Source organism: Nonomuraea coxensis DSM 45129 (assembly GCF_019397265.1).
GTDB lineage: Bacteria > Actinomycetota > Actinomycetes > Streptosporangiales > Streptosporangiaceae > Nonomuraea > Nonomuraea coxensis.
In genome coordinates, this window is record NZ_CP068985.1 from 7019996 (window position 1) to 7041783 (window position 21788).

The 21788-nt window shown below is 74.6% G+C and carries 24 protein-coding genes and 1 pseudogene; 11 read left to right on the plus strand and 14 right to left on the minus strand.

Features of this window, described 5'->3' with window-relative positions:
* Window position 1 precedes the first annotated feature (1 nt).
* Window positions 2-1273: a glycosyltransferase gene (locus tag Nocox_RS32895; RefSeq protein ID WP_020545604.1), complete on the minus strand. Its 1272-nt coding sequence runs from the start codon at window positions 1271-1273 to the stop codon at window positions 2-4.
* Between the two features lie 11 nt (window positions 1274-1284).
* Window positions 1285-3585, minus strand: a complete 2301-nt coding sequence (locus Nocox_RS32900) for a glycoside hydrolase domain-containing protein (RefSeq protein ID WP_211212764.1) — start codon at window positions 3583-3585, stop codon at window positions 1285-1287.
* 21 nt (window positions 3586-3606) lie between these two features.
* Between Nocox_RS32900 and Nocox_RS32905 the strand changes: the two genes are divergently transcribed.
* The 7 genes from Nocox_RS32905 (at window position 3607) to Nocox_RS32935 (ending at window position 9369) form a co-directional block, all read left to right on the plus strand.
* The gene (locus Nocox_RS32905; protein ID WP_051112688.1) at window positions 3607-5445 is read left to right on the plus strand and encodes a serine/threonine-protein kinase; all 1839 of its coding nucleotides are present in this window, start codon (window positions 3607-3609) and stop codon (window positions 5443-5445) included.
* A 100-nt stretch (window positions 5446-5545) separates the two neighbouring features.
* The gene (locus Nocox_RS32910; RefSeq protein WP_157383305.1) at window positions 5546-6274 is read left to right on the plus strand and encodes an ATP synthase subunit B family protein; all 729 of its coding nucleotides are present in this window, start codon (window positions 5546-5548) and stop codon (window positions 6272-6274) included.
* Window positions 6271-6663, plus strand: coding sequence for a phage holin family protein (locus Nocox_RS32915; RefSeq protein WP_020545607.1), 393 nt, complete (start codon window positions 6271-6273; stop codon window positions 6661-6663). Before Nocox_RS32910 ends, Nocox_RS32915 begins: the two co-directional genes overlap by 4 nt.
* On the plus strand, window positions 6660-7226 hold the full coding sequence (locus Nocox_RS32920; RefSeq protein ID WP_020545608.1) for a DUF3618 domain-containing protein: 567 nt from the start codon (window positions 6660-6662) through the stop codon (window positions 7224-7226). The genes Nocox_RS32915 and Nocox_RS32920 overlap by 4 nt, the downstream gene beginning before the upstream one ends.
* A gap of 88 nt (window positions 7227-7314) precedes the next feature.
* Window positions 7315-8307, plus strand: coding sequence for a YihY/virulence factor BrkB family protein (locus Nocox_RS32925; RefSeq protein ID WP_020545609.1), 993 nt, complete (start codon window positions 7315-7317; stop codon window positions 8305-8307).
* Window positions 8308-8359: 52 nt separating this feature from the next.
* Complete coding sequence (locus tag Nocox_RS32930) at window positions 8360-9001, plus strand: hypothetical protein (RefSeq protein WP_020545610.1); 642 nt, start codon at window positions 8360-8362, stop codon at window positions 8999-9001.
* A gap of 62 nt (window positions 9002-9063) precedes the next feature.
* A complete protein-coding gene (locus Nocox_RS32935; RefSeq protein WP_020545611.1) occupies window positions 9064-9369 on the plus strand; it encodes a 4a-hydroxytetrahydrobiopterin dehydratase in 306 nt (101 codons plus the stop codon).
* Between the two features lie 32 nt (window positions 9370-9401).
* Here Nocox_RS32935 and Nocox_RS32940 read toward each other — a convergent pair whose 3' ends face one another.
* The 7 genes from Nocox_RS32940 to Nocox_RS32970 form a co-directional block, all read right to left on the minus strand.
* On the minus strand, window positions 9402-10205 hold the full coding sequence (locus Nocox_RS32940; protein ID WP_020545612.1) for an ABC transporter permease: 804 nt from the start codon (window positions 10203-10205) through the stop codon (window positions 9402-9404).
* Window positions 10202-11164 carry a daunorubicin resistance protein DrrA family ABC transporter ATP-binding protein gene (locus tag Nocox_RS32945; RefSeq protein ID WP_020545613.1) on the minus strand — a complete coding sequence of 321 codons (963 nt, stop codon included), beginning with the start codon at window positions 11162-11164 and terminating at the stop codon, window positions 10202-10204. The genes Nocox_RS32940 and Nocox_RS32945 overlap by 4 nt, the downstream gene beginning before the upstream one ends.
* Before the next feature lie 26 nt (window positions 11165-11190).
* Window positions 11191-12108 (minus strand): DUF4097 family beta strand repeat-containing protein, encoded by a 918-nt coding sequence (locus tag Nocox_RS32950; protein ID WP_020545614.1) that lies wholly within the window; start codon window positions 12106-12108, stop codon window positions 11191-11193.
* Window positions 12109-12143: 35 nt separating this feature from the next.
* Complete coding sequence (locus Nocox_RS32955) at window positions 12144-12686, minus strand: hypothetical protein (protein WP_020545615.1); 543 nt, start codon at window positions 12684-12686, stop codon at window positions 12144-12146.
* Window positions 12687-12821: 135 nt separating this feature from the next.
* Window positions 12822-13961, minus strand: a complete 1140-nt coding sequence (locus Nocox_RS32960; protein ID WP_020545616.1) for an NAD(P)/FAD-dependent oxidoreductase — start codon at window positions 13959-13961, stop codon at window positions 12822-12824.
* A gap of 137 nt (window positions 13962-14098) precedes the next feature.
* Entirely contained in the window at window positions 14099-14746 is a 648-nt protein-coding gene (locus Nocox_RS32965; protein ID WP_157383306.1) for a MurR/RpiR family transcriptional regulator, read from the minus strand.
* A 143-nt stretch (window positions 14747-14889) separates the two neighbouring features.
* Entirely contained in the window at window positions 14890-15480 is a 591-nt protein-coding gene (locus tag Nocox_RS32970) for an ATP-grasp domain-containing protein (protein ID WP_020545618.1), read from the minus strand.
* Here Nocox_RS32970 and Nocox_RS32975 point away from each other — a divergent pair.
* The gene (locus Nocox_RS32975) at window positions 15445-15876 is read left to right on the plus strand and encodes a TetR/AcrR family transcriptional regulator C-terminal domain-containing protein (protein WP_157383307.1); all 432 of its coding nucleotides are present in this window, start codon (window positions 15445-15447) and stop codon (window positions 15874-15876) included. The genes Nocox_RS32970 and Nocox_RS32975 overlap by 36 nt on opposite strands.
* On the opposite strand, the gene Nocox_RS32980 is transcribed toward Nocox_RS32975, so the two are convergent.
* Complete coding sequence (locus Nocox_RS32980; RefSeq protein WP_051112690.1) at window positions 15809-16984, minus strand: acyltransferase family protein; 1176 nt, start codon at window positions 16982-16984, stop codon at window positions 15809-15811. The two genes, Nocox_RS32975 and Nocox_RS32980, sit on opposite strands and share 68 nt — an antisense overlap.
* A gap of 89 nt (window positions 16985-17073) precedes the next feature.
* Between Nocox_RS32980 and Nocox_RS32985 the strand changes: the two genes are divergently transcribed.
* On the plus strand, window positions 17074-17904 hold the full coding sequence (locus Nocox_RS32985) for a DinB family protein (protein WP_020545621.1): 831 nt from the start codon (window positions 17074-17076) through the stop codon (window positions 17902-17904).
* 2 nt (window positions 17905-17906) lie between these two features.
* Entirely contained in the window at window positions 17907-18587 is a 681-nt protein-coding gene (locus Nocox_RS32990; RefSeq protein ID WP_020545622.1) for an alpha/beta fold hydrolase, read from the plus strand.
* Between the two features lie 3 nt (window positions 18588-18590).
* Here the strand turns inward: Nocox_RS32990 and Nocox_RS32995 are convergent, their stop codons facing one another.
* Entirely contained in the window at window positions 18591-19451 is an 861-nt protein-coding gene (locus Nocox_RS32995) for a LysR family transcriptional regulator (protein WP_020545623.1), read from the minus strand.
* Between the two features lie 94 nt (window positions 19452-19545).
* Here Nocox_RS32995 and Nocox_RS33000 point away from each other — a divergent pair, with 94 nt between their 5' ends.
* Window positions 19546-20442 carry a DMT family transporter gene (locus Nocox_RS33000; RefSeq protein WP_020545624.1) on the plus strand — a complete coding sequence of 299 codons (897 nt, stop codon included), beginning with the start codon at window positions 19546-19548 and terminating at the stop codon, window positions 20440-20442.
* Here Nocox_RS33000 and Nocox_RS33005 read toward each other — a convergent pair.
* The 3 genes and pseudogenes from Nocox_RS33005 to Nocox_RS33010 form a co-directional block, all read right to left on the minus strand.
* Window positions 20429-20689, minus strand: coding sequence for a hypothetical protein (locus Nocox_RS33005; RefSeq protein ID WP_020545625.1), 261 nt, complete (start codon window positions 20687-20689; stop codon window positions 20429-20431). The genes Nocox_RS33000 and Nocox_RS33005 overlap by 14 nt on opposite strands.
* 46 nt (window positions 20690-20735) lie before the next feature.
* A pseudogene (locus Nocox_RS44270) lies at window positions 20736-20906 on the minus strand (hypothetical protein); the annotation flags it as partial.
* A gap of 56 nt (window positions 20907-20962) precedes the next feature.
* A complete protein-coding gene (locus tag Nocox_RS33010; protein ID WP_026214859.1) occupies window positions 20963-21766 on the minus strand; it encodes an endonuclease/exonuclease/phosphatase family protein in 804 nt (267 codons plus the stop codon).
* Window positions 21767-21788: the final 22 nt, after the last annotated feature.

Genomic DNA, 21788 nt, shown 5'->3' on the forward strand with positions numbered 1-21788 from the left:
TTCAGGCGACCTCGATCACCGGCGTCTGCGGGAAGAGGTCGTCGAACACCGCCGCCCGGTCGAAGCGCAGCGCGCGGGCACGGGCGCGCATCTCCATGTCGTGCCGCTCGGCGGCCGACAGGTCCAGCACCACGCGGTCGAGGGCCGCCGCCAGACCCGCGACGTCACCGGGCCGGACGATGACGGCGGTGTCGCCGACCGCCTCCCCGGTGCCGCCCGTCGTGGTCGTGATGATCGGCCCGCCGCCGGCCAGCATCTTCTCGGCGAGGGCGATGCCGAAGGTCTCGACGAAGTCGGGCTCGGGCTTGGTGGGCAGCGCGTAGGCCGCGCACCCGTGCATGAGCAGCGCCTTCTCGCTGTCGTCCACGTCGTCGAGGAACAGCACCCGCTCGTCGGCCGCGGCCAGCGCCCGGATGTCCGCCAGCGCCGGGCCCGTGCCCGCGACGACCAGCTTCACCCGCGAACGGCAGCGCGCCCTCGAGAAGGCCGTCACCAGCTCATAGATGCCCTTCGCGCGGGTCACCCTGGACAGGAACAGCACGTAGCCGTCGCGGTCCAGCCCGCGGCGGGCGAGCGCGGCGTCCACCTCCGCCTGGTCGAGGTCGAGGAAGGCCGTCGAGTCGATCGGCGGGTAGCTGACCGTCACCCGCCGCCGGCACTGCTCGGCGAAGCCGGTGCCGCAGTGCGCGTCCACCTGCTCGGCCGAGGCGATGATCTCGTCCCTGGTGTAGTCGGAGACCGCGACGACCTCGTCGTTGGCGAGGAACGTGGTGAACAGCACGGTCGCCGCCCCGAACCGGCCCTCGCGCAGGCACGAGCGGATCACGTTGGTGACGTCGGAGCCGACCGCCTTGGCGATCGTGTGGACGTCGGGCGCGTAACCGGCGGCGCGGGCGGACGCGACCGCGTCCACGACCACCGACGTGTGCGGCGCGAGGTACATCGACAGGCAGGTCGTCGGCACCGGCTCGGCCAGCAGCTCGACCAGCCGCCCGGTGAGCCCCGACTGATGGCGCCCGTCGGGCACCCGGTAGTCGCCGACCGGCTCCGGCCGCTCCACGGTGATGCCGGGACTGTACGGCAGCAGCCGGTCCAGCGGCTTGAGCGGCAACCCGGCCGCCCGCAACGCGGGGATCGGCCACGTCAGCAGCCGCACGTCGGTGAACCCGCGGGTCAACGCCACCTCGGCGAGGTTGCGTGCTTCACCCGAGTGACCGCAGATGACCGGGTCGGCCCTGACCACGATGACGAGACGGCGATGCGAGGGGATCATCGCGCTCCCTCCTATGTCGCGGGTGGATCGGAAAGAGACGGGGGCCGGAGCTCCTGGCCCCACGCCGACGGCTCCGGTCCGAGCCGGAGGTGGAGGACGCCGCCGCGGTGCACGGTGGCGGCGTCCAGGTGCGTCGCGTGCAGGGGCTTGCCGTCGAGCGTCGCCGACTGCACGTACTGCGGGGGCGGGTGGCCTTCCGGGCCGTCCACGCCGATCGGGGTCTCACGGTGGCCGCTGGTCTCGACGACGAGCTCGCCGTCGCCGGTGCGGAGCACGGCCCGTTCGAAGGCGGGCGCGTTGAGCAGGAACAGGCTCTGCCCGGCGACCGGGAACAGGCCCAGCGACGCCCACACGTACCAGGAGCTGAGGCCGCCGGAGTCGTCGTTGCCCGGCAGGCCGCCTGGCCCGGTGCCGAACTGCCAGGTCAGCGCCGCGTGCACCACCTCGGCGGTGCGGTCGGGCCGGCCCGCGTAGTGGTAGGCCCAGGGCGCCTCCATGTCGGGCTCGTTGTTCAGCCCCTCGAACCGGTTGAGCGCGTAGCCGGCCGCCATCTCCGCCGGGTCGGGGCGCCGGCCCGGCTGCCGCACCGGCCGCGCGCCGAAGCCGAAGAACTGGTCGAGCTTGTCGACGAACTCCTTGTCGCCGCCGGCCAGCGCGATGCGGGCGGCCATGTCGTGCAGCAGGCGGAAGGAGTAGTTCCACTTGCCGCCCTCGTAGAACTCCGAGTCGCGCAGCAGGCCGGTGCCGGGGTCGAAGGCGTTGGTCCACTGACGGCCGCGCCGCTCCAGGTCGTCGGCCAGGCGGCGGTCGTTGAGCGCGCGGGCGACCTGGGCGGTGCAGTGGTGGGCGTAGGCCAGGTCGAGGGTGTGGGTGATGGGGTGCACCACGCCGTGCTCGAAGAAGTCCTCGCCGTACATGCGGCGCAGGTCGCCGACCATGTGCACGAGCGCCCAGTTCCAGTCGAGCGCGGTGCGGCCGAGCGCGTGGGCGTCGGCCAGCGCCGTGTGGACGAGCGCGCTCGCCTGGCGGAAGAACCGGTCGGCGCCGCGGGCCATGCGGTAGCCGATCGGGAAGTTGCCCTCCTCCTCGCAGACCCGGATCAGCGACTCCAGCAGGTCGCCGGCCCGCTCGGGGACGATGGCGGACAGCAGCGGGAGCTGGGTCTTGTAGATGTCCCACATGGTGCACACGTCGAAGGCGAACGGCCCGGGGGTCGGCCAGAACGGGCTCTCGTCGTCGCCGAAACACGGCTTGATCAGCGCGTGGTAGAGCGCGGTGCCGAAGACCGTGCGGCGGGCGGGCGTGCCGCCCTCGACCTGGACGCGGTCGAGATGGTCGCCCCAGCGGGCGCGGGTGCGCAGGCGCACCGTGTCGAAGGCGGGGCTCGCCTGGCCGCACTCGCGTTCGAGGTTGTGGCGGGCCTGCTCGCAGCCGCGCAGCGAGAACCCGAGCCGCACCTCGACCGTCTGCCCCGCCCTGGCCGGGCCCATGAAGAGCATGCCGAACGGGCGGAGCGTGGTCTGCCGGATGCTGTCGAAGTCGAGGCGGGTGCCGCCGTGGATGAGACGGCGGTCGTACCAGAGCATCTGCCGCCAGCCGGGGCTGTCCACCTCCAGGTAGACCGACAGCGGGACGCCCTCCATCACCACCGTGCCCTGCGCGCGGCCGTGCCCCATGCTCTCGGCCTGCGCCCGGACCGGCACGGTGCGGCCGAGGTCGATGCCGAGGCCGCCGCAGGACAGGTCGATCACCACGCGGGCGCTGGAGTGCTCGGGGAAGGTGTAGCGGTGCACGGCGACCTTGGTGCCCACGGTCAGCTCGCAGCGGATGCCGGTGTCGAGGGTGGCGGCGTAGTAGCCCGCCTCGGCCACCTCGTCGTGCAGCGGCCAGGACTCGTTGAGGTCGTCCAGCGGCTGCACCATCGGGGTGACCCGGACGTAGTTGTAGTACTTGCGGATCGCGCCGGTGCCGGACTGCTGGAAGTGGGTGAACCCGGACGCCTGGAGCCGCTCGAACATCTCCTCGGGCACGCCCTCGGTGTTCTTGGCGTAGCGGCCGTAGCCCGTGGGGTAGGCGCCGGAGTAGGCGCAGGCGGAGACCATGCCGAGCGGCGAGGTCGCCCCTGGGTGGGTGTTGCCGACCTGTGGTTTCGGCCACCACCACGTGGCGGCGAGACCGCGTGCGCGAGGCAGGTCGGTGGCCGCTGTGCCGATGAAGGGATCGATGTTCGTGAGGATGGCGGCAATGTACCCGTTCGCTGTTCGCTTAAGGTTTCGCCAAGGTGAAATCCTTATAGTTGATCTCCGTCGCACGGCACGGGGGGAGCACAGCTCATGGGGCAGGACGGGTCGGAGTCGTTCCTGGGAAGCCGCTACACACTGCTGGAGGAGATCGGCGCCGGGGGCATGGGCACGGTCTGGCGGGCGCGCGAGCGCGACACCGGGGACGTCGTGGCGGTGAAGCTGCTGCGCGACGGGCTCGCCGGCGATGCCGACCTGGTGCTGCGCTTCGTCCAGGAACGCAACGTCATGCGCGCCCTGCGCCACCCCAACATCGTCACCGTGCGCGACTTCGTCATCGAGGGCGACCGGCTCGCCCTGGTCATGGACCTCGTCGAGGGCGGCGACCTGCGCGGCCTGCTCCGGCGGCGCGGCACGCTGCCTCCCGGGGAGGCCGCCCGGCTGCTGGCCGGGATCGCCGCGGCCCTGGCCGCGGCGCACGCCGCCGGGGTGGCGCACCGCGACGTCAAGCCGGGGAACGTGCTCATCGACGCGGGCACCGGGCGGGCCCGGCTGACCGACTTCGGGGTGGCGCGCATCGTGCACGGGCCCGGCCTGACGCAGACGTCGTCGATCATTGGCACGCCCGCGTACCTGGCGCCCGAGATCGCCGGCGGCGACGCCGCGACGCCCGCGGTGGACGTGTACGCCCTCGGCCTGATCCTTTACGAGCTGCTCGCCGGGCGGCCGCCGTTCGTCGGGGAGCACCCGATGGCGCTGCTCAGGCAGCACGCGTCCAGCATGCCGCGGCGGCTGCCGGGGATGCCGGACGCGCTGTGGCAGGTCATCGTGGCCTGCGTCGCCAAGGAGCCGGGCGCGCGGCCGGAGGCGGCGGCGGTGGCGCGGGCGCTGGCCGAGGCGGCGCCGTCCCTGGCCGGCCACCCCGCCCTCCCCCCGATCCCCCGCACCGACTCCCCCTCCACCACCTCCGAGCCTCTCCCTTCCTCCGCTTCCGGCCCCCTCGCCGCGTTACCCGCCCCCTCCGAGCCCCTGCCTCCGATCTCCTCCCCTTCAGGCGCTCCCAGCGCGTCCGGCGTACCGGGCCCTCCTGTCCCTTCCGGGGCGCCCGCCCTGACCGGGGCGCCGGGCTCGCCGGGGACTCGTGCCGCGGCGGGGACAGGCGGTGATCGGTCGCGGGCCGTCACCGGCGTGTCGGGACGGCGGCCCCGGCGGCCCCTGGCCGTGGTCGCGGCCACGGTCGCGGCGCTGGCGCTCACCGGCACCGCTGTGGCCGTCGTGGCGCCGTGGCGCGGGCCGGACCCGAAGGGGGCGGCCGACGCCGAGGCCGCCCTCGACGCCGTACCGCCGCCCGTCACGACCGCGATCACGCCGGAGAACGGCTCCATGCGCGCGCTGAAGAGCCCGACGGCGTCCGTCCGCACCCCGCGCACCACCACGCCGGCGACGCCCGCCCGGCGGCCCTCGACCGACCCGCCCAGGAAGACCGTACGCACCCCCCGCGCGGCCGCGTCCCCGTCCGTGACCGAGGATCCCGTGGAGGAGGGCCGCCCGGCCGAGCCGTCCCGGCAGCCCGCGACGGCCCCGCAGTGGCAGTGCCGCTCCTGGGGGCGGGCGGCCGACGGCGTCGAGATGTCCCCGTGCGTGGCCCTGGTCGGCGACGTCTTCCACCTCCAGGGCCGGCTTCGCGGCGCGAACGCCGCTGGTTCCGACATCCACGTCCAGCTCTACGACACCGACGGCGACACCAACGTTTCGGCCCCCTTCACCTGCGCGGACGTCGCTCCCACGGGCGCGGGCGGGGTGGCGACGTGCGGGCCGTTCCAGGTCAGGATCCCGCAGGGCGGCGCGAAGATCGACGTACGCCAGCGCTGGCGGCGGACCGGCACCGGCACGTTCGGCGGCGGCCTGGAGAGCCCCTGGGTGCTGTGGTAGGCGACCAGGAGCCCGCTTTGCCCTGCATTAGGGCGGTTTTGGTTTGTTGTTGACGCTCTGGGTAGCCGCAGGCGACATCAGTCGCACGAGGAGGCATCCCATGAGCGAGTATCCGACGGGGACCGGGCGACCGGCCTCTCCACAGGAAGGAACGCTCCAACAGGGCAAGGACGCCGCCCGCGAGGTGGCGGGCACCGCCGTGGAACGGACCGCGCAGGTCGCGGACGAGGCGAAGAACCAGACCCGCCGCGCCGTCAACGAGCTGCGCAACCGGGTGCGCGAGCAGTCCGAGCACCAGAGCCAGCGCGCCGCCCAGAGCCTGCGGCAGTGGTCCGAGGACCTGTCGTCGCTGCAGGACCACGCCAAGCCCGACTCCCCGGTCACCGGCGTCGTGCGGCAGATCGCCGGCCAGGGCCACCGGGCCGCCGACTACCTGGACCGCAACGGCCTCGCCGGCGTGGTCGACGACGTGCAGAGCTTCGCCCGCCGCCGTCCCGGCGCGTTCCTCGCCGGGGCGCTCGCCGCCGGCTTCCTGGTGGGCCGGATCATGAAGACCGCGAACGAGAGCACCGAGACGGAGACCGGCCAGGGGGAGCGCTCCCCGCTGTCCTCCACCGGCACCGTGCCGAGCGCCCCCGCGCCCGTCGTGCAGCCCGAGCCTGCGGGGCCCGCGCCGGTCGGCGACGCCTTCAGCCGGCAGGACACCAGGCCCGTGGTCCCGCCCGCGTACGAGGAGCCGGGACCGGCGGTGCCCGGCCCCGAGCAGCCCAGGCAGGTGCCGCCGCGTTCCACTCCCCCCACCTACGGCGCCGGGAGTGACCTGCCATGACCGCGCACCACGAGGAACCGACGCTCGGCCAGTTGATCGGCCAGATCGGCGAGGACATCTCCAAACTGTTCCGCCAGGAGGTGGCGCTGGCCAAGGCGGAGATCCGCCAGGAGGCCACCAAGGCGGGCAAGGCCGGCGGGCTGCTCGGCGGCGCCGGGTTCGCCGGCGCCATGACGGCGCTGCTGCTGACCCTGGCCGTCATGTTCGGCCTGGGCAACGTCATGGACCTGGGCTGGGCGGCGTTCATCGTCGCGGTGATCTGGGCCGTCGCCGCCGGCGTGCTGTACACGACCGGACGCAACCGGATGCGCGAGGTCGAACCCAAGCCCGAGCAGACCATCGAGACGCTCAAGGAGGACGCGCAATGGGCACGCGACCTGAGGAAATGAGAAGCGAGATCGCGGCCACGCGCGCCGAGCTGGCCGCCGACGTCGACCGGCTCGCCGACCGGACGAGCCCGTCCCGCATCGCGCGGCGGCGGACCGAGGGCGTGCGGCGCGCGGCGCGCTCGTTCCGCGAGCGGGTCATGGGCACGCCGTCCTACGCCGCCGACCGGGCCCACCAGGGCGCCGGCGCCGTGACGCACGGCGCCCACCAGGCCGCCGAGGCGGTGCGGGCCGCGCCGGAGCAGGCGATGCGCGGCACGCAGGGCAACCCGCTGGCCGCCGGGCTGATCGCGTTCGGCGCGGGCCTGCTGGCCGCCGCGCTCATCCCGCGCACGCAGGCCGAGGAGCAGGCCGTCGGGCAGCTCCGCGAGCAGGTCGGCGACGTGCTGGAGCCGGTCGTGGAGGCCGGGCGGGAGAGCGCGCGGCAGCTCGGCCAGGAGGCCAGGGAGGTGGCCGGCCAGGCCGCCGAGCAGGTGCGGCAGACCGCCTCCGAGGCGGCGGGCGAGACCGCGCAGCACGCGCGCGAGCAGGCCCGCCAGGTGACCGACCACCACCGCAGCGCCTGAGAGCGGCCCCCGGCCCCACAGCCGGCGGGGCCGGGGGCGCCTTTTTCTTCCTCACGACGACGAGCACCGAGCAGCAAGGGCAGATGCCATGGCGGAACGCCTCACCACCCGGAACTCCCGGCGGGCCCCTGACGGGCCCGCCGAGCTGCGCACCCGTTCCTGGTGGGGTGTGCTGCGGCGGACCGTGAAGGAGTTCCAGGACGACCGGCTGACCGACTGGGCGGCGGCGCTGACGTACTACGCGATGTTGTCGATCTTCCCGGCGCTGCTGGCCGTGGTGTCCCTGCTCGGGGTCTTCGGCCAGTCGGTGATCGGGCCGCTGATGGACACGCTGGAGCCGATGGCGCCCGGCCCGGCCCAGGAGATCCTCCGGCAGGCGCTGGTGGCGTTGCAGGAGCACCGGCAGGCGGCGGGCTTCGCCCTGGTGGTCAGCCTCGCCGTCGCCCTCTGGTCGGCCTCCGGGTACGTCGGCGCGTTCATGCGGGCCTCGAACGTCGTGTACGAGATGCCCGAGGGCCGCCCGATCTGGAAGACCCTGCCGCTGCGGCTGGCCATCACGGCGGCCCTGGTGGTGCTGATGGCGGTCGGCGCGGTCGCCGTGGTCCTCACCGGCGGGCTCGCCGAGCGGGCCGGGGACCTCCTCGGGTTCGGGCCGGCGGCGCTCACCGTGTGGAGCTTCGCCAAGTGGCCGCTGCTGGTCGCGGTGGTCGTCGTCGTGCTGGCGCTGCTGTACTGGTCGGCGCCGAACGTGCGGCATCCCGGGTTCCGGTGGATCACGCCGGGCAGCGCGCTCGCCGTGGTGGTGTGGATCGTGGTCTCGGCCGGGTTCGCGTTCTACGTGGCGAACTTCGGCTCCTACGGCACGACGTACGCCGCCATGGGCGGGGTGATCGTCTTCATGATCTGGCTGTGGCTGTCGAACGTGGCCGTGCTGCTCGGGGTGGAGTTCGACGCCGAGCTGGCCAGGGAGCGGGCGATCGGCGCGGGGCAGCCGCCGGAGCGGGAGCCGTACGTGGAGCCGCGCGACACGAGGAAGATGGACGACGACGAGCGGCCCGAGCCGGTCGAGCGCGGCGGGTGAGCTGCAAGCGGGGGGCAATCGGCGCGCAAGACGCCGGCCTTAGGGTCGGCCCGTGTACAGACGACTGGTTCTCGGCGGCGCCGCGCTCGCGGCGGCCGCGACGATGACGCTCACCGCCGCCGGCCCCGCCTCCGCCGCTCCTTCCGCCGCTCCCGCCGCCGCGCCCGCGGGCGTGGCGAACAAGCTGTTCCGCGCCTGGCTGGCCGCCGACCGCGCGGCCGCCGCGAAGGTGGCCACCCCGGCCGCCGTCGCCTCGATCTTCAGCTACCCCTACCGCGCGCCCGACCGCTTCGCCGGCTGCTCCGGCGCGGTGTGCCGGTTCACGCACACGAGCGTGCGGGTGCCGGGCGGGCTCGACGGCCTCGCGATGGTGGTGAAAGGCTCCAAGGTCACGAAGGTCTACCGGTCGCGGCACGTCACCAAGCCGGCCACGGCGGCCACGCGGCTCTTCGCCGCCTGGCGGCACGGCGACCGCTACAGCGCCCTGGAGGTCGCCTCCACGGGCGCGGTGAAGACGCTCTTCAAGGTCAGGTACGACCCGCGCGGCGTCGCCCACCACTTCCAGGGATGCACGGCCGAGCCCAAGGGGTTCGCGTGCGCCTACTCGTACGAGGGCGGCGCGATGCTGATGCACGTGCGCGGCACCAGGTCCAGCGGCTACGAGGTCGGCTCGATCAGCTACCTCGCCGACTGATCCGAGGTGTGAACGGCCCCGCCCGTGGTAGGCGAGAAGCGGATCACGACACGGGAGGCGACATGGCCGAGGGGCTCTTGACCGACGAGGACATCGACACCGCGCTGGTGGCGCTGGAGGGCTGGCGGCGCGAGGGCGACGCCCTGCTGAAGGACGTGCCGGTGACGCCGGACAGCCACGGGTGGCTGACCGAGGCCGTGATGAACGAGGCCGCGGTGCTCGACCACCATCCGGAGATCGAGCACACCGCCGACGGCATCAGGTTCCGGCTGTCCACCCACAGCGCGGGCGGGGTGACGGCGCGGGACGTCGAGCTCGCCGCCCGCATCGACCACGTCCTCGACGGCGCGGCCCCCGACCGCGGCTGAGCAGGGGGCCGCGCCGCCGCCCGGCGGGCGGGTCAGCGGCTGACCGCCCGCTGGTAGAGCCGTGTGGCGAGCGGCACGAACACCACCAGCAGCAGCACCGACCAGAGCAGCGACGCCGCCACCGCGTGCCGCAGCGGCCAGACGTCGGGCACGGGCATGGCCGCGCTGGTGTTGCCGAACAGCTCGCGCGCGCCCTGGATCAGCGTGGAGACCGGGTTCCACTCGGCGATCGGCTTGAGCGGCCCCGGCAGGCGGTCGCTGTCGACGAAGGCGTTGGACAGGAACACGATCGGGAACGACACGATCGTGGCGACGTTGTTGAACACCTCGGGCGTGCGCAGGACCAGCGCGACCGTCGCGGTCACCCACGAGAAGGCGTAGGAGAACAGCAGCAGCATGAGGAAGCCGAGCGCGGCCTCCCCCGGCGAGCTGTGGATCCGCCAGCCGACCGCGAGCCCGACGAGCGCCATCGTGACGACGCTGGTCAGATTCATGATCACGTCGCTGACGGTCTGGCCGATCAGCACCGCCGAGGGCGACATCGGCAGCGTGCGGAACCGGTCGAAGATGCCCTTCTGGAGGTCCTGGGTCAGCGTGTAGCCGGTGATCTGGGCGCTCATGACGATCGTCATGACGAAGATGCCGGGAAGCAGATATTCGCCGTACGACATGCCGGGCAGGCTGATCATGCTGCCGAAGACGTAGGCGAACAGCAGCACGAACACGATGGGCAGCGTGATCACGCCGCCCAGCAGGTCGGGCGCGCGCCGGATCTTCAGCGCGTTGCGCCTGGCGATGGTGGCGCCGTCGGCGGCGGCGAGCCGGAGGGCGTTCATCGGACGGTCTCCTCGATCGGGCCGGCCCCCTGGCCGGTCAGGGTCAGGAACACGTCGTCCAGGGTCGGGCGGCGCAGGCCCGCGTCGCGGACCGCGATCCGCTCGGCGGCCAGCCGGCCGAGCGCCTCGGCCAGCGCCGCCGCGCCGCCGGTGACCGGGACGGTCATCCGGAGGGCGGCGGCGTCGACCTGGATGTCCTCGACGGCCAGCGGCGCCAGCACCCGCGTGGCCGCCTCCAGGTCGGCCCGGCCGGTCACCGACAGCTCGACGCGGTCGCCGCCGACCTGGTCCTTCAGCTCGTCGGCGGTGCCTCCCGCGATCACCCGCCCCTGGTCGACGACCGCGATCCGGCCGGCGAGCCGGTCGGCCTCCTCCATGTACTGGGTGGTGAGCAGCACCGTCGCGCCCTCCGCGACGAGCTCGGCGATGACGACCCAGAGACCCGTGCGGGCCCGGGGGTCGAGGCCGGTCGTGGGCTCGTCGAGGAACAGCACGGGCGGGCTCGCGACCAGCGCGCCGGCCAGGTCGAGCCGCCGCCGCATGCCGCCCGACCAGCCCCCCACCGGACGGTCGGCGGCGTCGGTCAGGTCGAAGCGCTCCAGCAGCTCACGGGCGCGCTCCCGGCTGCGCCGCGCGCCCAGATGGTAGAGGCGGCCGACCATCTCCAGGTTCTCGGCGCCGGTGAGGTGGTCGTCGACGGCGGCGTACTGGCCGGAGGCGCCGATGCGGGCGCGCAGCCGGGCGGCGTCGCGGACCACGTCGAGCCCCGCCACCGTGGCCCGCCCCGCGTCCGGTCTCAATAACGTGGTCAGGATCCTCACGGCCGTCGTCTTGCCCGCGCCGTTGGGTCCGAGCAGCCCGAACACCGTCCCCTCGGGCACGGCCAGGTCCAGGCCGTCGAGGGCGGTCACGCCGCCGAATCTCTTGACCAGGCCGGTGGCCGTGATCGCGTCGGTCATCGGAAGTCCTCCTCAGATGGTTCGGGTCAGGAACGGTGGATGACGATGTCGCCGTAGGCGGTGTGGGCGCGCACCTCGACGACGTTCTCGGCGGTGCCGGGACCGTCGGCGGGGTCCAGGCGGACGTCCACGACGCCGTGCTTGGAGCTGACGTCCAGCCAGGCGGCGCTCCCCTCGCCGATGCCGACGTCGAGACCGCCGCCGGCGGTCTCCATGACGACCGCGCCGGAGATCACCTCGCCGATGTTCACGTCGCCGTACGCGGTCTTCGCGACGACGCCGGCCGGCGCGCGGTCGATCGTGACCTCGCCGTAGGCGGTGTTGAGGCGCAGCTCGCCGGTCACCTCGCCGATGCGTACGTCGCCGTGGGCGCTCTTGACGACCGCGGTGCCGTCGATCCGGCCGAGGCGGATGTCGCCGTTGGTCGTGGTGACCTCGGCGTGCCCGGCGGCGCGCTCGACCGAGATGTCGCCGTGGGTGGTCCTGAGCCGCAGGCGGCCGGCCTGCTCGACGCGGATGTCGCCGTAGGAGGCGGTGTAGGCCACCTGGCCGAGCGGCCCGCGGCAGTGCAGGCCCGCCGCCGCCCTGGCGTCCACGCGGGAGCCCGCGGGCAGGTGGATCGCCACCTGCACCGAGCCCTGCCCGCGCAGCAGCGAACGCGCCCAGCTCGCGGGCGACTCGACGAGCCTGCCGAACGACAGCCCCCAGCCGGGCGCCGAGCTGGGCGAGGCCGGGTCGGCGCGGACGAGGAGGCGGCCGCCTGCGTGGTCGATCTGGACGTCCCGCGCGGCCTCGACGTCGGCGTCGTCGAACTCGTCGGACGGGCGGACCTCGACGACCGTGTCGGCGCGGTCGCTCGCGGTGATCCTGACGACCGCGGCCGGCACGTCGATGAGGACGTGGATGGGCTCCGGTGTGTCGAAGGCCGGCGTAGAGGTCGTCATCGCGGCTCCTCCCTGGTCATGGGTCGGCGTGGCCATCAGCTCACCCAGCCGCTGTAGCGCCGGCCGGGCTGCGGCTGCGGCGGGCGGCCCGGGCGGCCGGGGCGGCGGCCGGGCTCGCCGGCGTCGAGCGCGGCGGCCACGGCCCGGACCAGCCAGGCGTTGACCGACAGCCCCTCGCGGCCGGCCGCCTCCTCGATGCGCGGCTTGAGATGTTCGGGCACCCGGAGCGAGATCCGGGAGGTGCCGCCCTCGTCGGCGTCGGGCGGCGCCGGTGTCACGGGCGGGGCGGGCGGGCGGGCGAGGTCGCCGTCCTCCTCGTACGGGCCGCCGCCGCCCGGCGGTGGCGTCACGACGAAGTCGGGGTCGCGCCCGCGCAGGCGCACCTCGACCGAGCCGGGCGCGAGGTCGCGGGTGATCTCGTCCGCGGCGGCGGACAGCGCCTCCAGCAGCGCGAGCCTGGCGGCCGGTTCGAGCGCGGCGGAGAGGCGTTCGGCCAGCGCGCGCACGTCCTCGCCGCCCGCCCCTGCGGCGACGGCGAGCTCGCGGCGGAGGCGATCGACGTAAGGAGCGAGGTCCATGACGCCACTATGACACCATGATGACGTCACTCACAACCGCTCTTGGCGGCATGCGATGACGCCACAGGCTGTGACCTGCGGGAGAACGGGGTTTCGCGATGGGGTGGGTCTACTCCCCCGCGCGGCGCGACGGGGTCACTGCTCCCCGGCGCGGCGGGCCGGGACGGGTGCCGGGCCGGCGGTGCCGTCGGCGAAGCGGCCGGGGCGGAAGGGGGCGAGCAGCGCGGACTCCTCGCCGTACAGCTCGGCGGCGATCTCCCGCCCGAGCAGCGGGGCGAGGGTGACGCCACTGTGGGTGGCCACGATGTACACGCGCCGCGCCGGGTCGGCGAAGCCCGCCACCGTCAGGCCGTCGCCGGGGAGGGCGCGCTGCCCCACGACCGCCCGCTCGGCCGTGGCGCCCTCGGTGGCACGCAGCGCGGCCGGCAGCCTGGCCAGGATCGCGTCACGGACGTCGGCCGGCACCGGCGCGGCTGGATCGGCCCGCCCGTCCAACCCCAGGGCCTGGAGCACGAGGCGGCCGGCCCCGTCGGGGCGCAGGTTCAGCCCGGACGTGGTGAGCATCCGGGACAGGCGGGCCGGCACCGGCGCCGTGGTGACGAGGAAGCCGTTGGTGAGGCGGCCGGACGTGGCCGGGTCCAGCATGGGCACGTACGCCCCGGCCAGCGCCGCCACCCCCTGCGTCCAGCGTCCGGCGCAGGTCACGACGGCGTCGCCGCCGAACGCCCGCCCATCCGCCACGGTCACCCTCACCCCGGACGCCGACGCCTCGATCGCCGTGACCTCGGCGCCGTACTCGACCGCCGCGCCGCCGTCGCGGGCCTCGCCCAGCAGCCGCCCGATCAGCCGCATCGGGTGAACGTGCGCCTCGGCGGGGAAGAACGCGTACTCGGCTCCGGGGGGCCGTACCAGGTCGGGTTCCAGATCGCGGGCCCGCGCCGCGGTCACCCGCTCCACCGGGTAGCCCGTGGCCGCCAGCCGCGCCACCCGCGCCTCCAGCAACTCCTTGTGCTCGTCGCTCGTGGCGCGTTCGAGATGGCCGGTGGGGAAGAACCACGGGCCCGGCAGGTCGTGGTGGGCCAGGACCCCGGCGTGGTTGAGACGGAAGTACGCCTCGGGCCGCTTGTTGTTGGCGTTGACCCAGGCCATGGAGGTGGCGGAGGTGCCCGATCCCGGGGTGCGCGCCTCCAGGACGGCGACCCGCGCGCCGCGCCGGGTCAGCCCCGCCGCGACCGCCGATCCCACGACCCCCGCGCCGATGACGACGACTCGCACGCCAGCGCCTCCTCACCCGGCAGAGTACGGAGCGAGCCCCGACGCCCAGACCATCCGGCACCGGGCTCTCGTCAGCATGGCACGGGCCGGCACGGTTGCCCAGGAGCCCCCCGGGCTGGGCGGCCTCACCGGCGAGGTCAGGGCCGCTCGTCCATGAGACCGGGTCGCGGCGGGCGCGTCGCGACGGCGGCGAGGGGACCGGCGGCGGCGAGCTCGGCCAGGACGGCGTGGACGGCCGCGACCATCCCCGCGAGGGAGGGACCGCCGCGAAAGCCCTCGACGGGCGTGACGATCAGGTGGTGGGCGTCCTCGGCGAGCGGCGAGGAACGCAGGCCGGTCAGGACGCAGACGGTGGCCCCGCGCTCCCTGCCCAGCCGGGTCAGGCCGCGCAGCCCGCGGACCAGGCGCCAGAGCTGGAGCACGACCAGGCAGTCGCCCGCCTGCAACTGCGACACCTGGACGGCTTGGGCCGTGGTCGAGCCGAGAGCGAGCCGGACGTCGCGCCCCAGGGTGAGCCCGAGCTGGCCGAGGACCCGCGCCGGTCCGGAGCCGCCGCCGGAGCCGATGACCACGGTACGGCGGGCCGCCCCGATCGCCAGTGCGGTCGCCCGAATGGCCCCACGACGCCCGGGATCAGCGAGCGCCGCGGGGTCCGGCAGGGCCACGAGCTCCGGCGGCCCAGCGGGCGCGGCGGGCGCGGCGGGCGCGGCGGGCGCGGCGGAGTCCGACAGCGCTGCGGGACCCGGCGGTGCGGCGTGGCGGGCCGGCCACGTCTCGGGCGACACTGTGCTTTTTCTCCGTCTTCCCACTGGTGCGATGCGGTGCGGCACGCCGGGATCGCCCAGCGTTGGGGGAATTCTGCCAGTTCGGCCCCCGCCGCACGCCCGACTTCGTCAACATCGGGGCCGAGCGAGCCAGGTCCATCGGCTCACGCGGGAGCCGCGCCGAGGATGCGCTCCCATCCCTCCGGGCTGAGCGCGTACGCGGTGACGCTGCCCGTGGCGAAGCGCCGCCAGGCGCGCGGGCGGGCGAGCACCAGCCCGGACATGGCTGCCAGCAGCAGCGCAGCCCGCGCGTCGGGACCGGGGGTCAGCTCCTCCGCGCTGCCCGCGTAGCCGCCACGGCGCAGCAGCGCGCCGGCGAGCTCGCCGAGCACGGCCCGCCGCCGCCCGGTGTGCTCGGCCGCGCCCAGCACCGCGAGCAGCAGTTGATGGGTCGCCACTCCCGCCCTGCCGGCCGACTGCGGGGACGGTGTCCGGCCGCGGGCGAGGTCCAGCAGCGGCGTCACCAGATCGACCCCGGACAGCAGGGCGTTGACCGGCTCGACCAGCCGTGGGTTCACGTCGATGACCACGGGGCCGTCGGGGGTCAGGATGACGTCGGCCGACAGCGCGCCGTGCCAGCGGAGGCCCCCGCCGAGCCGCCGTAACTGCGCTTCGGCCTCGGGCAGGCGCAGACCGAGCTTGCGGCTCGCGCCGCGCTCGTGGAGGCGCTGCTCCCCCCGCTGCCCCCGGAGCACGCGTCCTGGCGGGAGCGGCTGGGCGCGATGGCCGCCGCGATCCGCGACACCGCGGCCCGCCATCCGGCGGTCTTCCCGCTGCTGCTCCAGCGCCCGGCGGCGACCGAGCGGTCCCGCGAGATCCGCGACGGCGTCGTGGCCGCGCTGCGGCAGGCCGGGCTCGCGCCCGACCGGGCCGCCCGCGCCGAGCGGCTGATCAGCACCGCCGTCCTGGGCTACGCCGCCGGCGAGGCCGCCGGCCGCTTCGACCATCACGACCGGCACGTACGCGACGAGGACTTCGCCTGCCTGCTCGCCGCCATAGGCACGCTCATAGAAGCCGACACGCTCAGCGAAGGCGGCGGGCCAGCCGCCGGCCCAGCCGCTGACCGGGCAGTTCCAGGAAGCGGTGGCTGAGCCAGCTCAGCGGCAGCAGCAGGGCGAGGACGAGCACGCCGACGCCGAGCTGCGCCGCCGTCGGCGCCCACCGCATCTCCCCGAGCACCGCCATGAGGACCAGCAGCAGCGGCAGGTGCACCAGGTAGAGCGAGTAGCTGACGACGCCGAGCCTGGTCAGCGCGGCGGGCAGCCGCCGGCCGCGCAGCGCCATGGCCGCGCCGAAGGTGGCGGCGGCCAGCACGACGGTCAGGATCCACACCGGCGGCCGCACCCACCACCAGCCGGCGCTGAGCGCCCACACCGGCGTCGCGGCCACCAGCGCCGCCGCGACGCCGACCGGCCACAGCCGGCCCTGGCCGCGTTCCCATCGGTGGACGGCGGTGCCGGCGAACATCACCGCCACGATCGCCGCCCCGAACCACGGCACGCGGCTGCTGAGCAGCAGCAGCGCCAGCGCCATGACGCCCAGCGCCACGCTCGCGCCGCGCACCGCCCGCCCGGCGAGCACGCACACCAGCCCGGCGGCGAACACGGCCAGCGACACCCACGACAACCACGCCCCGGACAGCGGCGGCGCCGCCCACGCCAGGCCGGTCACCGCCGCCGCCACGGCCGGCAACACCGGCAGCAGGCCCCGCCCGTCGCGTACGCCGAGCACGAACAGCGCCGCCGCGAGCAGGTAGAACACCATCTCGTACGAGAGCGTCCACATGGTGTTGAGCACGCCGGCCGACCCGACGGCGTCGAGCAGCATCGTCGCGTGCGCGGCCACCGCCGAGGCGTCGCGCGGCACCTCGGCGCGTACCGCGATCCACGGCGAGAGCGCCAGCGTCAGCGCGATCGCCGCCAGGTAGAGCGGGTAGAGCCGGAAGACGCGGCCGATCCAGAAGGCGCGTACGTCGCCGTGCCGCTCTAGGGAGTGCGGGATGATGTAGCCGCTGACCAGGAAGAACACCAGCACGCCGTAGATGCCGAGATTGATCGCGGTGGGCCGCAGCCAGGGGATGGCCCACGTGGTCAGGTGCTCCCCCACCACTGCCAGGGCGCCGAGGCCGCGCAGCGCGTCCAGCCAGTCGAGCCGGGTCGTCTCCGTGCGGGCGGCGGTGGAAGCGGGGGCGGCGACCATGAACTCCAACGTATCGGAACATCCCGCGAACCCGTCCCCGGCGCCTACCGGAAGCACATCGTCCGGAATGGGGCATAGGGTCGGCGCTCATGGACGAGTTTCGCGAGCGGGACCTCTCCGCGGCGCGCTTCGAGCGCGTGAACCTCCAGGACGCCACCTTCGACCGGGTGGACCTGGTCAACGCCCGGATGCGCGGGATCGACCTCACCGGGGCCGACCTCCGCTCCGCGCTGTTCCTGCGGACCCGCCTGCGCGGCGTCGAGCTGATCGACGTCGAGATCTCCGGCGAGCTGAGCAACGTCGTCGTGAACGGCGTCGACATCGCCCCGCTGGTCGAGGCCGAGCTGAATCGGCGCATGCCGGAGCGGGCGAAGATGCGCCCCGAGGACCCGGCCGGGTTCCGCGAGGCGTGGGCGGTCCTGGAGCGGCTGTGGGAGGGCACCCTCGCGCGGGCCCGTACGTTCCCGGAGGCCGAGCTGCACCGCGGCGTCGATGACGAGTGGTCGTTCGTCCAGACCCTGCGGCACCTGAACTTCGCCTCCGCCGCGTGGGCGGCCCGGATGGTCCTCGGCGACCCCTCGCCCTGGCATCCGCTCGACCTGCCCTGGGACGAGGCGCCCCGGTGGGACGGCATCCCGTGCGAGCGCGACCTGCGCCCCTCGCTCGACGAGGTGCTCGCCGTCCGCCGCGAGCGGCAGGCGATGGTGCGCGGCGTCCTGGACGCGCTCACCGGCGAGCGGCTGGCCGCCGAGGTGACCCGCACCGAGCCCGGCTGGCCGCGACTCGAACGTTTCCCCGTCAAAGAGTGCCTCCACATCATCCTCAACGAGGAGTGGGAGCACCGGCTCTACGCCGAACGCGATCTGAACGCCCTGAAGAAGGACGCACAGAAGAAGAACGCATTGCAGAAGGAAGACTGACTGTGGACATCCTGCTCATCGGCGGCCTCTGGCTCGACGCCTCCACCTGGGACGACGTCGTGTCCGAGCTCGCCGCGCTCGGCCACCGCCCGGTGCCGGTCGCCCTGCCCGGTCAGGGCGACGGCTCCGGCTCGGCCACGCTCGGCGACCAGGTGGCGGCCGTGCTCGCCGCCCTGGACGCGGCGTCCGGCGAGGTCATGGTGGTGGGGCACTCGGCCGCGTGCAGCCTGGCGTGGCTGGCCGCCGACGCGCGGCCGGAACGGGTCGCCAAGGTGGCCCTGGTCGGTGGTTTCCCGGCCTCCGACGGGGCGGCGTACGCGGACTTCTTCGAGGTGACGGACGGCGTCATGCCCTTCCCCGGGTGGGGGCCGTTCGAGGGGGCCGACTCGGCCGACCTCGACGAGGAGGCCAGGCGGGCCTTCGCCGCCGCCGCGATCCCCGTGCCCGAGGGGGTCGCCAAAGGCGTCGTACGGCTGACCGACGAGCGCCGTCACGACGTGCCGGTCGTCGTCGTGTGCCCCGAGTTCGGGCCGGCCGAGGCGAAGGCGTGGATCGACGCGGGGGACGTGCCCGAGCTGGCGCGGGCCAGGCATGTCACGTTCGCCGACCTCGACTCCGGGCACTGGCCCATGCTGACCCGGCCGCGCGAGCTCGCCCGCCTGCTCGCCGACGCGGCCGTATAAGGGTCAAAGAGGTGGGTCGGCCGCGGCGACGAGGGTCTCGGCGGCGGGGTGCCAGGGGCGGCCGGGCGGTCCGCTGAGCACGAGCCTCCTGGTGACCCGCTGGTCGAGCGGCACCAGGACGAGCCGCGCGTCCAGCATCGCGGCGGTGAGACCGGGCACGACAGTCACGCCGACGCCGCTGCGGACCATGGCGAGCAGCGTGCCCATCTCCCTGATCCGGTGCGCGGGCGCGAACGGCGCCCGCGCCAGGCGGAAGACCTCCCTGACGTGCGACTCGCAGCCGCCGCAGGACAGCAGGAAGGGATCGTCCTCCAGGTCCGTGACGCTGACGGACGCCTCCCCCGCGAGCGGGTGGTCCCGGCGGAGCAGGGCGTGGAAGGCGTCCGCGCCGACGACCACCCCGGCGCCCGGCGGCGGGTCGACGAGCACGGCGAGCTCGACGGCGGAGCCCGCGAGCCAGCCGGCCACCTCGTCGTCCTCGCCCTCGAACACGGTGATCTCGACCTCGGGGAAGTCGGCCTTCCACCGGGTGAGCAGACCGGGAAGGAGCCCCTGGCACACGGACGGCGGGGCGCCCAGCCTGATCGCCCCGCGCGGCACGCCGTCGCGCAGGGCCACGAGGTCGTCGATGGCGACGGCCGCCGCGACCGCGGCCCGCGCGTGCGCGAGGATCCGCTCCCCGAACGCCGTGGGCCGCGGCCGGCCCTGACGCAGCAGCACCGGGGCCTTGAGCGCGCGTTCGAGCGCGGTGACGGCGTGCGAGACGGCCGACTGGCTCACGCCGAGAGCGTCGGCCGCGGCGCTGAAGCCGCCTTCGTCGAGCACCGCCACGAACGCCCGCAGCTGGGCCAGGTGCACCGTCATGAGTTTCCTTCATAGGGTCCGGGAGCCGGCTTGTTGGACTCATGCTCCCCTGCTCAGCAGGATGCCGTCCATCGCCGAGGAAAAGGGGGGCGCCATGCGGTGGATGCCGGCGTTCGTGACGTTGTCCGCCATCTGGGGGGCGAGCTTCGCGCTGATCAAGGTCGCGGTCGATGCGGGGGTCCCACCGCTGTGGGTGGCGTTCTGGCGCTGCTTGTTCGGCGCGCTCGCCCTGCTCGCGGTGTGCGCGCTGCGGCGGGAGCCGCTCCCCCGCGACCGGGCCGTCTGGGGGCACGCGCTGGTCGTGGCCGCGCTGCTCAACGCGGTGCCGTTCGCCCTCCTCGCGTACGGCGAGACGCTGGTCAGCTCGGTGCTCGCCGGCGTGTGGAACGCGACGACGCCGCTGACCACGCTCGTGTTCGTCCTGCTCATGGTGCCGCAGGAGCGGCCGACCGCCCGCCGCCTCCTCGGGCTGCTCGTCGGGTTCGCCGGGGCGCTCGTGGTGCTCGCGGCCGGGCCGGGCGCGGGCGGCGGCCCGGTGGAGGGGAGCCTCGCCTGCCTGGCGGCCACGGCCTGCTACGGGGCCGGGTTCGCCTACACCCGCAGGTTCTACTCGGGGCGTGAGGGCTCGGCCGCCGCGCTGTCGGCCGTGCAGATCGTCTGCGCGACCGCCGAGCTGGCCGTCGTCACCCCGCTCGCCGGCGGCGGGCCGTCCTGGCCCGGCGTGCCCGCCGCGGGGGCGCTCGTGCTGCTCGGCGCGGTCGGCACCGGGCTGGCGTACATCCTCAACCTGCGGGTGATCCGCTCGGCGGGGTCCACGATCGCCTCCACCGTGACGTACGTGACGCCCGTGTGGTCGACGTTGCTCGGGACGGTGCTGCTGGCCGAGCCGCTGGGCTGGACCACCGTCGCGGGCGGCGTCCTCGTGGTCGCCGGGGTCCTCCTCTCGCGTACGCGCGGCGGCGCGGCGGCGGCCGCGGTCACGCGCCGGTGATCGCCTGGTCCGCGCCCAGCGTCTTCTTCCTGGTCTCCAGGCACGTGCGCAGCGTCCCCGCCTCCCCGGCGATCCTGGCAGCGTCGGCCCCGTCGTTCAGGTTGTAGGCCGCGACCAGCATGTCCAGCAGGCCGGAGGCGGCGTCGCCGGCCAGCAGCTTGGTGTACAGGGCGCGGTACTGCTGCTCGTAGAGCTTCTTGAAGCCGGCGTCGGCGAGGAACTTCTCCTTCAGCGGGTGCCCGCCCATGCCACAGGTAGTAGTTGCGGCCGGGGCCGGCCATGTCGTCGAAGCTGACCATGAGGTTCTGCAGGGCCACGTAACGGGCGAACGACTCCACGTCCAGGCGGTCGGCCAGGCGGGGCGCCGAGGCGCGGCCGTTGACGGTGAACGAGCCGTAGGTGGAGCGCTGGGTGGGCTCGCCGGCCGCGCCGACGACCGCGATGCCGAGCGCCTCGTTCAGCATCGCCGTCGAGCCGGCCAGGGGCGGGCGCGGCCCGCAGGTCGAGGCGCAGGACCTCGTCAGCCCCAGAGGTCGAGCGTCAGCGCCCGGTGGTCGGACACCTCGGGCGCGGCCACGATCTCGAACCGCGTGACGGCGTCGGGCTCGGAGACCAGCAGGTAGCTCGCGTGGCGGACCGGCTTGGGGTAGCGGGAGGTCCGGGTGTCGGCGTCGCGCACCAGGTCCACCAGGTCCAGCCCTTCGAGGACGCGGAACGTCTCGCTGCCGGGCAGGACGTTGAAGTCGCCGCACACCACGGTCAGGTCGCCCTTCTCGCGGGCACCGGCGGCGAGGTCGGCGAGGCGTTCGGCCTGCGCGCGGCGGGCGGGGGTGTCGGCCTTGCCGCTCGCGTCCCGCAGGCCGTGGAAGTTCACGACCGTGACGAAGCGCCCGGCCCGCCGGTCGAACACGCGCACCGCCAGCGCGACCCGCGACCGGCCGTCGCTCGGCCACCGGTCGCCGTGGTCGGCGTACTCGCCGTGCACGAAGCCGGAGCGCACGCCGACGACGGGGAACGCCGGGGCGACGAAGCTCGCGAGCCCGAACTCCTGCCGGTGGACGCGGTGCTCGCCGTCGTGGACCGGCCCGGAGTCGCACGCGGTGAACAGGGCGTGGTGGCGGGGCAGGCGGGCGCGTACGTCGCCCAGGAGGTCGGCCCGCTGCGGCAGCGAGCGCTCGTCGTCGTCGAACCGGGTCCAGCCGTCCGCGGTCGGGGTGCAGGTGACCTCCTGCAGGCACAGGACGTCGGCGTCGCAGCCGGCGAGCCAGGGGGCGAGCTCGTCGAACATCGCCCCGCCCCAGGTGTTCAGTGAAGTGATGCGCACGGCCTCTCACCCTAGGACACCG